Below are 13,689 nucleotides of genomic sequence, written 5' to 3' on the forward strand. Positions count from 1 at the left end.
CCAACAATGGTGATATTCCACAGGACAACAGGTTACGCTCATGCGAACAATAATAAATAATGTAAACATCTTTGATGGGACCGGAAAATTACCTTTTCCAGGCGCAATTGCGGTAGAAGGTAATCGTATTATCAACATTGCACCTGAGGCAATCGAACCTCAGTCAGGCGATACCGTAATAGACGGCAAAGGGCAAACATTAATGCCCGGAATGACAGAGGCACATGCGCATCTGACATGGCCCACGTCTGTCGAAAAATTCGTGCCTGGTATGTATCTTCCGCCTGAAGAGCTAGCATTGACCGCAGCGCGTAACGCCAGAATTCTGCTAGATCATGGTTTTACCAGCGCTTATTCTGCAGGTGCCCTGAGTAAATCTCTTGAAATCAGTTTAAACGAGCATCTTAAGTCAGGAGGCATGCCTGGCCCCCGCCTTATCCCATCTTCGGTAGAACGCGAGCCACCAAATACTTCAGAATTAGATCCAGGTCATGTTGAAGCGCATCAAATGGGCCCCGAAGGCATCAAAGCTTTTGTGAAGGATTGTGCAGAAATTGGCGCTAAAGCTGTCAAATTTTTAATTTCAGGTGAAAGTGCACTGAAACCCGGCGCCTCCCATGAGTTACTGTACTCCGCGGAAGAGCTAATAGCTGCAGGAGAGCAAGCACGCGAAAGTGATGTTTGGCTTACTGGTCACGCACACGCAGCAGAAGCTGTAAAGCTCGGAGTTAAAGCCGGATTTCGCATGCTTTATCACTGCACCTACGCAGACGAGGAAGGTATAGAGCTGCTTGCCGCTAACAAAGATAACCTGTTCGTTGCCCCAACTATTGGCATTGTGCAGGCAACACTTGATGCCAACCCGCCTCCGCATATGGACATGAGCCATATGAAAGAAGATGCTGCAATCGTTCTGGCTCATCAAAAAGCTTTAGTTCCAAAACTAAAAGCACTTGGCGTGAAGTTATTACCTGGCGGAGATTACGGTTTCCCCTTTAACCCTAATGGACGTAACGCTCGTGACCTTGAGTTATGGGTAGAACATTTCAACTACACTCCAGCCGAAGTACTCAACGCTGCAACCCAGCTGGGCGGTGAAGTCATGGGCATGGGCGACGAGTTAGGTCTGATTAAAGAGGGCTATCTGGCAGATCTGCTGCTCATCAACGGAAATCCAACTGAAGATGTTGCTCTGTTGCAAGATAAAAACCGCATCACACTGATAATGCAGGACGGTAACCTTTATAAAACGCCGCTTTCACAGCTAAGTCTGGCGTAAGGAGCCTCAAATGTATGATATAGCAATTATCGGCTGCGGGCCGGTAGGGGCTCTTGCGGCCAATTTTCTGGGAAAACAGGGTTGGAATGTACTGGTTGTCGAACGTGAGGCCAATCCCTATCCCCTGCCCCGCGCAGTTCATCTTGATCATGAAATGGTTCGCCTGTTCCAGGATATCAATTTGCACGATACCATTTTACCCGACATGCGAGATACCGAGGGGCATCTTCATGTTGGGGCCGATCATGGTGTATTACGTTATATGGGGACCTCAGGAAAGCCCCGTCCATTTGGCTGGTCAAATGATTACTTTTTCTATCAGCCGGAACTTGAAGAGCATTTACGCAACGCCCTTACGCGTTTTGAAAATGTCGAAGTTCGCCTTGGTACGGCACTGACTGAGATAGAGAATATCGAGAACGCCGTAAAGATCAGTCTTCAAACTGAAAGCGGCACCAATGAAGTGACCGCAAATTACGTGATTGCCTGCGACGGAGCTCGAAGTCAGGTACGCAAATCACTGGGCATTAAACTTGATGATCTGGATTTTGAAGAGCCGTGGCTGGTGGTGGATGCTGAAGTAGATGGCCCGGTGAGCTTCCCACCCATCTCTGATTTACCTGATGGCTGTGATATCCAGCAATTATCGGTCATGATGTGCGATCCTAACCGTCCGGCCACGGTCGTTCCGGGTCGCGGCAATCACCGCCGCTGGGAATTAATGTTACTACCCGGCGAAAACGACGCCGAAATGATGCAGCCTGAAAAAGTAGCAGAATTGCTTAAACCATGGCTACAGAATGTACCGCACAATATTGTGCGGGCAGCGACTTATCGCTTTCATGGTCTGGTAGCAGAACAATGGCGTTTGGGTAATGTATTTTTAGCGGGTGATGCCGCTCACCAAACCCCACCGTTTTTCGGTCAGGGTATGTGCCATGGCTTCCGTGATGCCGCTAACTTAAGCTGGAAACTGGACTTAGTGTTAAGTGGACAGTCAGATGACAGTTTACTTGATACCTATCAGGCTGAACGTGATCCCCATGTTCGAGCAGTCATCAGTGCCGCTGTTAATGCGGGCCGCTATATTTGTATGCTTGATCCGCAACAGGCCGCCGAACGTGATGTCACCATTCGCGAAAAAGTGCGTCGAAATGAATTGCCCACCACGGCTGCGGATCTCATTCCGCCAGTAGGCACTGGCATTATAGCGGCCGACACCCCCAAAGCAGGAGCCCGCTTTATTCAGCCATGGGTCCAAAAAGGTGCCGAAAGAGTGCTTCTGGATGAAATAACGCAGGGCCAGTGGCAACTATTAGTATCAGGCTCCTCTCTCTCGACTAACGAAAGTTCGCTCCTTGCTGCGATCCAGGAACAAGCGGATATACAGGCTACCTTTTTAGATGACATCGACAGCCCTGAACTGGACTCATGGTTGAAAGAGGCCAATGCCAGTGCCGTGCTGTTACGCCCTGACCATTACGTTTACGGTACCGCCTCAGCGGCATCCTTGAGTGATTTGTTACGCTCGTTGGCAGTTCAATTACTCTCTTCAACAACGACTTTTCATTTTCAGGAAAGAACTCAATGAGTCTGACTTTAAAACAAGCTGAATGTATTGCGGATGCAACGCTTGCTTATGCAACAACTAATAATGTTTCTCCTCTGGCCGTCTATGTCCTCGATGCGGGTGGTCAACCGGTCGTGTTTAAACGGCAGGACGGGGCCAGTTTATACCGTGGCAACATTGCACATGCTAAGGCCAAAGGCGCGCTTGGCATGGGGTTTAATACCAGGGGTATTGCCGAGAAAGCCAAAAACAACCCGGTTTTCTTTGGCAGTTTAACAGCGATTCCAGGCATTGAGATTGCACTCTCACCGGGAGGCAATCTCATCAAGGATGCCCGCGGACAACTGCTTGGTGCTATTGGTATCAGCGGTGACACCGGTGATGTTGACGAACAGTGTGCACTGGCCGGAATCGCGGCATTAACAGAGAATAAGGAGTAGCCTTAATGCGATTACGCAGTATTGAATTGGTCCTGCCGAATGCCGCTGAAGCGGCGGATTATCTGGTGAATATCTGGCATTCCGTGCTGGCCGCCAGCCCGGCAGATAAACGCAGTGATTGTCAGCCGGGTACTTATTATATTCGCGGTGCCGGTAACTTTCCGTATCTGGTTGCCTTGCAGGAAGGCGAATCCTCTTATGTGCGCAGTGTCACCTATGTTTGTAGTCAGCAAGCTATCGATAGCATCAGCGAAAAAGCCTGGGCAAAAGGCCTGAATGTTACCACCGAGACGCCTGTGGATTTAGGAGGCGGCAGCGGCATCATTGTAGAATTGGCCGAAGGTGAATTATTCCGCTTTATCACTGGTAGCGAAGAAGTCGACACCATCAATGATCCGGATTTGCCAGTTAAACTCACCCATGTCGTATGCAATGCTGAAGATGCCGAAAAATCGGGACACCTGGTAGAAGAGATTCTGGATTTTACCGTATCAGATCGAACCAAAGGCATGGTGTTTGTGCGCTGTAACAGCTCTCATCACAGCACAGCCTTTGCTCGTGCTGGCTTTAGCTCGCTGAACCACATTGCCTTTGAAATGGCGGATATGGACGCCGTTATGCGTGGTGTCGGGCGCCTGCGCGATCACCAGTTCACCCCGGTCTGGGGCCCTGGTCGGCATGGACCGGGAGACAATGTCTTTGCCTATTTTATCGCTCCCTTTGGTGCCGTCGTTGAATTTTCAACCGCGGTTGAGATTGTACCGGATGATTACCAGGCCGGCGCACCAGAAGACTGGACCTGGCCGGAAAACCGCATCGACCAGTGGGGCATGTCTGATAAAGATTTTTCCGGCTTGAAAGAAGCCGAAGCCGAATTCAGGTTTAAACGTACCTGGCAGCCAGAATAATTGAATTTAAAGAGAACCCAATATGAAATATGTTAGTTTTACTCACGCCGATGGTACTGCAGGCTTTGGCCGTTTAAACGGCGAGCAAATTGAAGTACTCAGCAATCAGGCTGCCGATTTAAAGTCTGCAATCAGTGAAGGTTCACTGGGTACTTTAAGCAGCGATGAAACCATCGCCTTAGAGAGTGTCACTCTGGCACCGGTTATTCCTAATCCGGGTAAAGTGTTCTGTGTTGGACATAACTACGAAACCCATCGTAAAGAAACCGGCCGCGCACCAACGGATTACCCTTCTATTTTTGTTCGCTTTGCTGATTCACTGAATGCACATGATCATCCAATCATAATGCCTAAGGTATCAACGGATCTGGACTTTGAAGGTGAATTGGCAGTCATTATCGGCAAAAGTGGTCGTTACATCAGTGAAGACGATGCAATGTCTCATGTGGCTGGCTACGCCTGCTTCAATGATGCTTCCGTAAGAGACTGGCAATGGCACAGCCGTCAGTTTACGCCAGGCAAAAACTTCCCGACTACCGGCCCCTTTGGTCCTTACATGGTAAGCACTGATGAAGCCGGTGATCTGTCAGAAATCAATGTGACTACCCGTCTGAATGATGAAATTGTTCAGCAACAGCCCATCGGTGATATGATTTTTCCTATCGCCACCGTGATTGCGTATATTTCGAGCTTCACGCCTCTGCAACCAGGTGATGTGATTGCCAGCGGCACTCCTGGTGGTGTTGGCGCGAAGAGAACTCCACCTTTATGGATGAAACCGGGAGACACTATCAGTGTGGAAATCGGTCCAATGGGTGTGCTAAGCAACACCATCGTCGCGGAGTAATACCATGCAGCAGTCTGAGTCGGTTCGTCGCGCTATAGAAGAACTTGGTACGGAGCTTGGCCCTGCTATGATGGAGGGTATGCTGGCCATATTTAATGAAGAGCAAAATGCCATGGCAGAAAAATATCCAGCCATCGCGACTGATCTGGCCTATGGCGAACACGACCGGCACAGACTCGACATTTATGGGCCTCACTCATTAATCGCCAGTGATTCAGAAAAACCTACTGCTGGATTACCGGTACTGATTTTCGCTCATGGTGGCGGCTTTCTGAAGGGTGATAAAGGCGATGAGTCTCGCTGGTATAACGCTTGTGTTGGCCGAATGGCTGCTGAGCGAAATATGCTTGGAGTTGTTATTAACTATCGTCTTGCACCTGAATTTACCTGGCCTTCTGGTGGCGAAGACCTGGCGAAAGTGGTTACCTGGTTAAAAGAAAATGTAGCTGACTGGGGAGGCAATCCTGAAAAGTTATTCCTTATCGGCACTTCCGCAGGTGCAAACCACGTTGCTACGTATAACCAACTCTATCCCCAGCAACAGGAGGTAAGAGGACTGCTGTTTCTTTCCGGCCTTTATGGCGTCACGCCGCTGGATGATCGCGACACTCACTATTACGGCGAACCCGCCTTATATCCAAATAGAATGGCCCTTCCCTCTCTGGTGAGTTGTCCCTTACCGCTTTTTATTGCCTGTAGTGAACATGATCCTCAGCGGTTTCAACAAGAATGGATGGGGTTAGTTCAGCAACGTCTGACAGTTCAGCATAAGCAGGATCGCACACTGGTCCTGTCTGGTCACAATCATTACTCCATTGCAGGCCATCTCGGTACTTCCGACACCCGCCTGGCCGATGAAATCATGACTTATATTAACGCCCGCCTGACCTAATAATCAGCTTTAAACTTACTTTTCGTAACGATCTGTCGTTTACCCGACAGATCGGTCAATATTCCAACCCTGAGGATCAGATAATGCTCACACCTGCACAACGCCGTTATGTCACAATAGAAACCCTGGTTGGGGCCATCATCAACGGTTTATTCAGTGTTTTGTTTGTCTTTTTAATTTTTTCGGGGCAAGCCCATGTGTCCACCGCAGGTGAACAGGGTCTATTGCTTGACAGCCTGCCGCAGGGGTTTGCGATTGGCTTTATGGGCGCTTTTTTTCCGTCTTTTCTTACCCGTAAACGCATCCAGGCCGGTAATATCCAGGCAGCGCCGACTGATTCATCATCGCCTCTGCCTGTCATGCCCGTCCTTAGAGCACTGCTATTTGCCGTAATTGCAGCCATTCTTTCGGTTGTGATATTTACCGTTTTGTCATTATTGGTAAGCAGTTTGTCGTTTACAGTTGCCGCGATTATAAAAACCCTTTGGGGAGTCCTGTTAGGCGGGATCGTTTCTTATATTGCCCTACTCTGCGCACTACGTGATTATGCAGAAAATCAGGAGGCTTAACTGACCTCCTGTTATTCAGGCAACTTATTTAACGCTGCAGCGATTCGTCTTTACTCACTGCTCTTACTACTGCATCCAGTGACTGCATAATTTGATAATAATTACTGACATTAAAGAACCTGGACAATTCATACCCACACCCACTCAGTCGCCTGATGACCCAAAACCAGTAAGCGTCGAGTACTGACCAGGTGTCGCCGTACCACCAGTTGTTTGCGGCCAAGTGTTCATCGAGCTGTTGCAAGGGTAGCTCCAGAGCCAAACTGGCCTTCGATTTCACTACACTAGTAGCCTGCTCATCTGCCAGCAAATCCGGACGGCAGCAGCGTGTAACCAGCGGATGAATACCGGAAGCAAGATAACTCAGGTCACTTAAGTATTGTGTCTGATCAACATGTTGGGGAAATAGCGGTCGCTCTTTGCACTGAGAGTGTAACCACATCAAGATGGCCGGAGTTTCGGTGATAACCCGATGACCAACCTGTAATGCAGGGACTTTGGACTTTGGGTTTAACGCCATATAGTGCGACTGTTTGTGCTCGCCTTTGGCCAAAATAACTGGCTTAGCTTCGTAAGCAACACTTCCATATTCAAGGGCGATAAGCGTGACCAGTGAACAGGCGCCCGGCGAAGCATACAGCGTAATTGTTTGCATGGTTTTCTCCGTAAAAAATAGGTTGTGTAAATAAAACAACAAAGGGGCATTACGCCCCTTTGGTTCACAAAGTTACTGACTTAGGATACTGACTGGCCCCAACAACCCCGATTTCCGTAGAGGAGCTTCCGGAATATAGGTAGGTAAAGTGGTAAATGTGTAAGTGTCTTTGGCACCAGGTTGAACATCGCCAATAAGGCGATTGACCCAGAGATTGGTCACTTTGAGCGTAATGCTGTTGCTGCCTGTTGACAGGTAATCCGTGACATCCGCTTGATAAGGCGGTTTCCAGAGCGTCTCCACTACCTTGCCATTTACACTGACTTCCACCAGCTCTCTGACATCACCCAAGTCCAGAATCAGCGCTTTGCCTTTCGGTAATGTAGTTATCTCGACGGTTTGTTGATAGGTCGCGGTACCAGAAAAATACTTAATACGGCCATCGCTACTTTCAGCCCAGTCACCGGCTCGCATTGTTATCGGTTCAACCGGTGCTCCTCGCCCGGTCTGAAAGCTTACTGTCCACTCATTATCCAGTGATACAAGGTTGCTGGGATTAGATGGTTGGCGTTCAGTAGCCCGGGCATCATCGCTAAACACGATATAGCCGGATTCGAACGGGGCAAGTACGTGTTTGATTTCGGTAAAACCACCCACCTGTTTATAGTCGACAGCAGTAATTGCCCCCGTTACCGCATTGTAGTGATAAGGCGTTTTGCCCGTCACAGCGAAGTGCAGAGTAACTGCTTCAGTACGGTTCTGGCGATGAGTATAGAAGTAAATGTCTTCGCTTTCAGTTTGGCGGTGTACAAAGAACATCTCGGTATCATCATGCTCGGCGTCATAACTAAAATCAGCACTGACTTGTGCCTTTTTTAGCCCCAATGTGATATCAGAAGCTTCAATCACTCTGCCTTTACCGGTTTTACCTGACCACAGGGCGTCAGCCAATGCAGAAAATTCATCCGAATCATCCTGTAACGAGGGTGATGCCTGTGGTTTACGGCCCACGACAGTAGCGCCTTTTTGTACAAGCTTTGCCAGCTTTTTCAGGACCGATAAGCTCATATACTGACTGGTACCGCCTAAGTACAACACCTGATAACGCTGACCACTTGGCGTGACTAACTGGCCATTCTCTACACTCAGAAGATCACGAATGATATCCGCATTAACATAATCGAAGCCATTTTCACGAGGCACATCTTGCGCTGGCTTGTCGTTATACAATGCCGTAAGGGGTGTTTCTTCACCATAAAAATACGCCACGTCAGCGAAGAAGCGACCTTGTTGCAGCATATAAGTATTGCGGCTGATATAGGTTACCCAGGGTTTGGCAAACTCCGCCCAGGTATCCAAGCGGTTAAAGTACTGGCCAAAAACAAACAAGCTAAGGCCCGGAGCGTTATCCAGTGGCTGATGGACTGAGGTATGAATAATCGGACGATTTACACCTAACGCAAACTCCATATCGATCATGGGCTGTAAATCCCGTGGCGAAAAAGCCCAGGGAGACGCCGCAGCAGTCAGGGATTCAGCAGCCACCTTATTTTGCCCATAAATATGTGCAACCGAAGCGGCTTCACGAATATCCGACCAATACTGAGGGGCAGGACCTATTTTTTTCTTCGTATCAAATGACCACATGGCCGCCATGGGGATATCGGCAGTGCGACGCATACGCATGCCGTCACCTAAAGCGGGGCGGCCATTCTCAAGCGCTTCCGAATAGTGCAGCATATTGTGCTCATCGAGTATGTCACTGATCACGCCATAATGATTATCAGCAATCATTTCTGCGAGAGTCAGGCGAAAGTCAAACAAAAACTTATCGCTGTCCATAGCATTATTCACCACCACACCGGTGAGCACGGGTAACCACGGATGCAGATCATACCCACGTCGAACCTTAAACTCTGCGAACATCGCAGGTGTCCAGTTTGATGGACCTATTTCAATACTGTCATTCAGCAGGGCCTGAACCCCCTCCCCTAATGGGTATTCACCGCTGGCTTTAGCATATTTACCCAGGTAATGCTCAAGATAAGCTCTTACCGCAACGGGATCGTATTTATCTACCTCAAGGCCTGTTGACTCAGGGGTGGCTGGATGATTTTCTTTACCGGTTAATGAATAACCTACCCGCAAGATTTTCCAGGTTCCTTTCAGGGGCTGCCAGGTAAGCGTGCCGTCATCTTGCAAGGCATCAGTGACATTTATTATCTCACTGGCGGGGATCCCCTCGGCGCTTTGCTGATAAGAGAGCGGATAATAGTCTTCAGCAATGCCAAAGCCTGCTTTATCCTCAAAGCGATGAACCCGAGATTGTTCGTAAAATGCCACTTCTAACAGATTAACAGGAGATACCTGTGGCTCACCAGTGGGTAATTTAAACCCTGGCGGTGGTGCTGAGCCTGGTGCTGTTGAAGATGGCAATTCAAATTTCCCATTGGGATTGGCACGCATCACGAGGCGCATATAACGAGCCTGAACCGGTGCAAACGACACGGTTTTCTGCACACTGGTTTCCACCACAAACTCTGCAACATCAGTAAACTGTTTTCCGTCCGCACTAGCCTGAACCACCGGTGCAAAAGCCGCAGGCAGGAACATGCCTGGAATAGGCATAGCAAACGAGGCGCTTTGTAAGGTACGGACTTCCCCCAAATCAAAAGTAATGGCCAGGGCTTCATCCGGGCCGGATACCGTGGTCGCGCCAGTAGTATAAGAGCCGTCCAGCATTAAAGCTAAAGACAGCGGCTCACCGTAACTGGTAGTAACGTTGGTAATGTCCACCGTCTCTGCAGTGACAGGAATTGCATAGACCGCAATATCCTCATAGTAATGAGGGCCGTGTTCAGTTGAGTGACTCTCGTCCTGAAACATTTCAGTGCCCTGAGCATAATCCTGAAATACCCCTGTTGACTGAGGTGGTTGAATCAATTTGATGGCTTTTTTCGAACCATCAGTTACATAGGTCTCACTCCAGGTGATTTTTTTCATACCATCTTTGGGTTGTAACCAAGGGCCGCCAGTTTCACTCCAGCCAGGAGAAGCAGCGATACCGAATTCAAAGTCATACTGACGCGCTTTGGCTAACGCAAACTGAAATTTTTTCTGCCAGTCATCGCTCATGTAATTTACTGGCGTCTCGACAATTTTGGGCGTCATTAAATGGGCATCAAAGTTTTGCACCCCGCCAATCCCGACCCGGTTCATCCAGGCCATATCCTTTGCGATACCAGATTCAGTCACATTACCACTCATCCAATGCCACCATACGAGAGGCTTGGCATACTGCGGAGGTTGCTCAAAATCTGTATCGCTCAGAGAACCGGCCACTGCCGACAATGACGCCATAGCACCACCTACTAACACCGCCCGGATAGCCCGGCTGAGAGGAAGAAATGAAAATCGCATAGTGAATCCTGTTATGTGATAGAAATGAAAAAAGGCTGGCAAATCTGGCCAGCCTCGATACGAATTAATGACTTAAAAGCGGGTTCTTAAACTTACCGACATAAATCTACCCATACTCTTATAAGCAACACCTTCATCAATCAGGCGAAACGGAGGGTCCTGATCCAGTACGTTATCAATATTGAAGGACACCTGAGTATCCATACTAATGTCGTAACTTGTGAACAAGGACAACGTGGTAAAGGAATCAATCGTTTCAGCGCCAACTTCTGCCTTACCACGGTAATAAACGGTTCCTGACATATACCAGTCACCATTACGTAACCCAACGGTGGCAACACTATTCAGTGCAGAGATCGGGCTGTTGAAATCTCCTAGTGTTAAGGTGTCATTGAAACCCGCGCCTTTCACATTTTCCTTGTCACGGTTCATGATATAAGTGCCGCTCAGGTTAACGTCGAGGTCACCCAGTGAAGTATCAGTATAATACTGAACTGAGTAGTCGAGACCATTCACTTCATAAGCACCCATATTTGCTTTTCGCTGATCCGATACTACATAAGGTGTACCGAAGACCGCGAACAACGTATCCAGGCTATCAAAACCCGCTACCGGAAATTCACCAAACTTCGCAATGACTTCTTCTGCTGAAGTCGGGCCAAGAATGAAATAGTCCTGGTTGACTTCTTCGTCGTAGTACGAAGGACCGAAGAAGAAACCGGCGTTTTGATCCAGACGATCTTCGTATTTTACGCTCCAGTAAGTCAGTGACATTTTTAAATCATCAGATACATACCAGTCTGTCCCTAATGACATGGTTTCTGCATTTTCTGGCTCTATACCCTCAGACGCACCGGATAATAAAAATGAAGGTTTAAAAAAGTCTGGCACAAACGGACTGTCAGAAGCGCGGAACGGGCTGAATGGCAGGAATAATTCATATTGCAGTGGTGCTGCTAAATCTGCCAGTGCCGGCGCATGGAATGACGTACCCCAGGTACCACGAACGGTCACGTTCTCACTAGGATTCCAGGTAACAGCAACCTTTGGATTGGTTGTTGAACCCACATCGTTATAGGAGTCGTAACGTGCCGATAATGAGACATCCAGATGTTGAATCAAAGGCAGTGCATTATCATCACTGATTAGCGGTAAATACAATTCACCGAACAGTGATTTAACGCTTCGATCAATATCACGTACAGAGGAAGTTGCCGGAGCAGATGCCATGCCTGTATCCACTTCCTGATAGAAGGATTCTTCACGATACTCACTACCCACTGCTGCTCGCACCGTTCCGCCAGTAATATCGAAAAGTTCACCATTAGCGATTAACTTGGCTTCAGCGAGTTCCTGCTTGGATAACGTAAACTCCTGCCAATCGGCAATTGAAGTCAGTACTGATGCACTGGTCTGACTGACATCATATGGATTAAGCGCCGAATCTGCACTTGTCGCGCTCAGGGCGGCCATTTGCGCTTCAGAATTGATTTTATAATCATGATAAGTCGATTCACTTTTACCATAGTTAAGCGTGCCTTTTAGTTTCCACGAATCAGTCAACTGGTATGTTAAGGTTGGTGTGACCTGCCACTGTTCATAGACTGAAGGATTCTGACCAGCTTTCCCCCATACATCTTCATAGCTAAAAGCGACGGTATTCGACGTTTCATCACCTACCGCTACAAAATAAGGATTTGCTGAGGTAATTTCTGCTGAGGTACGCACGTCAGCCGGATCATAATCCACGGCATCACGACGTGAGTAATAAGCCAGTACATCAACGGTAAGCCCCTTAGCCAACTCCTGATTTAAATTCGTAAATAATGAATAACGTTCTTCTTCAGGATAGTATGACTGTTCATCATAAGTTGAACAGTAATTAGGGTTCGCTGCATCAACGCCCGGTAATCCATACAAGGTATTATCCAACAGGATATTACCGGGGTTACATCCGGTAGAACGATAGTCTGCACCGCCCTGACTGGTTAAATCTTCTTTGATGTAATCCAGTTCCTTACCAAACATGGCACTACGGTCACCATAAGAGAAAGCAGCAACAAGATTACCACTGCTCCAGCTATGACCAAAACCGCCTGAAACATCGATACGATCATAGTCACCATGGCCCATGCCATACTGCACACTGATTTCTCCGCCTTCCATGTCTTTCTTCGGAATAAAATTGATCACCCCGGCAACCGCATCCGACCCATATATTGAAGAACCGCCATCAGGAATAACTTCAACCCGCTCTAACAAGCTGGCAGGGATCATAGAAGAATCTACCCAGTTTAGCGGGCCAACTGGCACTAAACGATTGCCATTAAGTAATACCAGTGTCGCCATACCACTTAAACCACCAATCCCACGAATTTGTGGCGGCTCAAAGGGAATGGAAGAACTCAGGGTATTTTCAGGTACTTCATTAAACGCATCCATTTGCGGAATCCGGCGAAGTACGTCGGTAGCAGATGTCACACCCTGCTCTATAATCTTTTCTTGATTAAGACCAATCACATTGGAACCAACCGGATTGACACCCTCAATAAGAGTACCCGTTACAGAAATGACTTCAACTTGAGCCTCTTCTGTTTTTGCAGTGCCATTGTCCTGTTGTGCAAAAACGTTTCCGCTCGAACATTGCATTGCTAGTAAAACAGACAATGCGATTTTATTTCTTTCCAGTGTGCGCTGCTTCATGTTGTTTTCTCTTTGTAAAATTGTTGTTTCAATCAGCTTCATTCACAAAAATCTAACAACCGCAACATAAAAGTAAAATAATTAATTTTCCACCAAGTATAGCTTCAGTCTATACATAATCTGTATTGCGCACGTTTAAAGGAGTTGTGGGGCTATCGAGTCCTCTATTTTTTCAATAAATACTCAGAATATTTATCCACATCCAAGCTAAAATAATCATTAACAATCATATTTAATAGGATAAGTCATTATTTATGCCTGTGGTTTTCTCTGAAAATCCCTTAGCTGTCTAACTGCAGATTGTTTGTAATACGGGTTTGTGTTGCAAAAAATGGGGATAATTGACGAACGCGCCGTCACCAGAACAGTTCACGGCGTGTAATTTAAACACTAACTTAGCGAATCA

At 47.7% G+C, this 13,689-nt stretch carries 10 protein-coding genes; 7 read left to right on the forward strand and 3 right to left on the reverse strand.

Annotation, left to right across the window (positions count from 1 at the left end; genetic code table 11):
* Positions 1–40: 40 nt before the first annotated feature.
* The 7 genes from AC27IB_RS14900 (at position 41) to AC27IB_RS14930 (ending at position 6,505) form a co-directional block, all read left to right on the forward strand.
* Positions 41–1,279: an amidohydrolase family protein gene (locus tag AC27IB_RS14900; RefSeq protein ID WP_487121899.1), complete on the forward strand. Its 1,239-nt coding sequence runs from the start codon at positions 41–43 to the stop codon at positions 1,277–1,279.
* Positions 1,280–1,289: 10 nt separating this feature from the next.
* Positions 1,290–2,870: a bifunctional 3-(3-hydroxy-phenyl)propionate/3-hydroxycinnamic acid hydroxylase MhpA gene (gene mhpA, locus AC27IB_RS14905; protein ID WP_487121901.1), complete on the forward strand. Its 1,581-nt coding sequence runs from the start codon at positions 1,290–1,292 to the stop codon at positions 2,868–2,870.
* Positions 2,867–3,289 (forward strand): GlcG/HbpS family heme-binding protein, encoded by a 423-nt coding sequence (locus tag AC27IB_RS14910; protein ID WP_296049145.1) that lies wholly within the window; start codon positions 2,867–2,869, stop codon positions 3,287–3,289. The genes mhpA and AC27IB_RS14910 overlap by 4 nt, the downstream gene beginning before the upstream one ends.
* A 5-nt stretch (positions 3,290–3,294) precedes the next feature.
* A complete protein-coding gene (locus AC27IB_RS14915; protein WP_487121903.1) occupies positions 3,295–4,197 on the forward strand; it encodes a VOC family protein in 903 nt (300 codons plus the stop codon).
* A 22-nt stretch (positions 4,198–4,219) separates the two neighbouring features.
* Positions 4,220–5,044, forward strand: coding sequence for a fumarylacetoacetate hydrolase family protein (locus tag AC27IB_RS14920; protein WP_487121905.1), 825 nt, complete (start codon positions 4,220–4,222; stop codon positions 5,042–5,044).
* Positions 5,045–5,048: 4 nt separating this feature from the next.
* Positions 5,049–5,936: an alpha/beta hydrolase gene (locus AC27IB_RS14925; RefSeq protein WP_296049139.1), complete on the forward strand. Its 888-nt coding sequence runs from the start codon at positions 5,049–5,051 to the stop codon at positions 5,934–5,936.
* Positions 5,937–6,019: 83 nt separating this feature from the next.
* Complete coding sequence (locus AC27IB_RS14930) at positions 6,020–6,505, forward strand: hypothetical protein (protein WP_296049137.1); 486 nt, start codon at positions 6,020–6,022, stop codon at positions 6,503–6,505.
* Positions 6,506–6,533: 28 nt separating this feature from the next.
* On the opposite strand, the gene AC27IB_RS14935 is transcribed toward AC27IB_RS14930, so the two are convergent.
* The 3 genes from AC27IB_RS14935 to AC27IB_RS14945 form a co-directional block, all read right to left on the reverse strand.
* Positions 6,534–7,160 (reverse strand): glutathione S-transferase family protein, encoded by a 627-nt coding sequence (locus AC27IB_RS14935; protein WP_296049135.1) that lies wholly within the window; start codon positions 7,158–7,160, stop codon positions 6,534–6,536.
* Positions 7,161–7,232: 72 nt separating this feature from the next.
* A complete protein-coding gene (locus AC27IB_RS14940) occupies positions 7,233–10,580 on the reverse strand; it encodes a glycosyl hydrolase (protein ID WP_487121908.1) in 3,348 nt (1,115 codons plus the stop codon).
* Positions 10,581–10,652: 72 nt separating this feature from the next.
* A complete protein-coding gene (locus AC27IB_RS14945) occupies positions 10,653–13,283 on the reverse strand; it encodes a TonB-dependent receptor domain-containing protein (protein WP_487121910.1) in 2,631 nt (876 codons plus the stop codon).
* Positions 13,284–13,689: the final 406 nt, after the last annotated feature.

It is taken from the genome of Alteromonas sp. 4NH20-0104, from assembly GCF_057547795.1.

Excerpts from the sequence above, each read along its gene's own strand:
- AC27IB_RS14900 (WP_487121899.1), top strand. The coding sequence starts at position 41 with ATGCGAACAATAATAAATAATGTAAACATCTTTGATGGGACCGGAAAA.
- mhpA (WP_487121901.1), top strand. The coding sequence starts at position 1,290 with ATGTATGATATAGCAATTATCGGCTGCGGGCCGGTAGGGGCTCTTGCG.
- AC27IB_RS14910 (WP_296049145.1), top strand. The coding sequence starts at position 2,867 with ATGAGTCTGACTTTAAAACAAGCTGAATGTATTGCGGATGCAACGCTT.
- AC27IB_RS14915 (WP_487121903.1), top strand. The coding sequence starts at position 3,295 with ATGCGATTACGCAGTATTGAATTGGTCCTGCCGAATGCCGCTGAAGCG.
- AC27IB_RS14920 (WP_487121905.1), top strand. The coding sequence starts at position 4,220 with ATGAAATATGTTAGTTTTACTCACGCCGATGGTACTGCAGGCTTTGGC.
- AC27IB_RS14925 (WP_296049139.1), top strand. The coding sequence starts at position 5,049 with ATGCAGCAGTCTGAGTCGGTTCGTCGCGCTATAGAAGAACTTGGTACG.
- AC27IB_RS14930 (WP_296049137.1), top strand. The coding sequence starts at position 6,020 with ATGCTCACACCTGCACAACGCCGTTATGTCACAATAGAAACCCTGGTT.
- AC27IB_RS14935 (WP_296049135.1), bottom strand. The coding sequence starts at position 7,160 with ATGCAAACAATTACGCTGTATGCTTCGCCGGGCGCCTGTTCACTGGTC.
- AC27IB_RS14940 (WP_487121908.1), bottom strand. The coding sequence starts at position 10,580 with ATGCGATTTTCATTTCTTCCTCTCAGCCGGGCTATCCGGGCGGTGTTA.
- AC27IB_RS14945 (WP_487121910.1), bottom strand. The coding sequence starts at position 13,283 with ATGAAGCAGCGCACACTGGAAAGAAATAAAATCGCATTGTCTGTTTTA.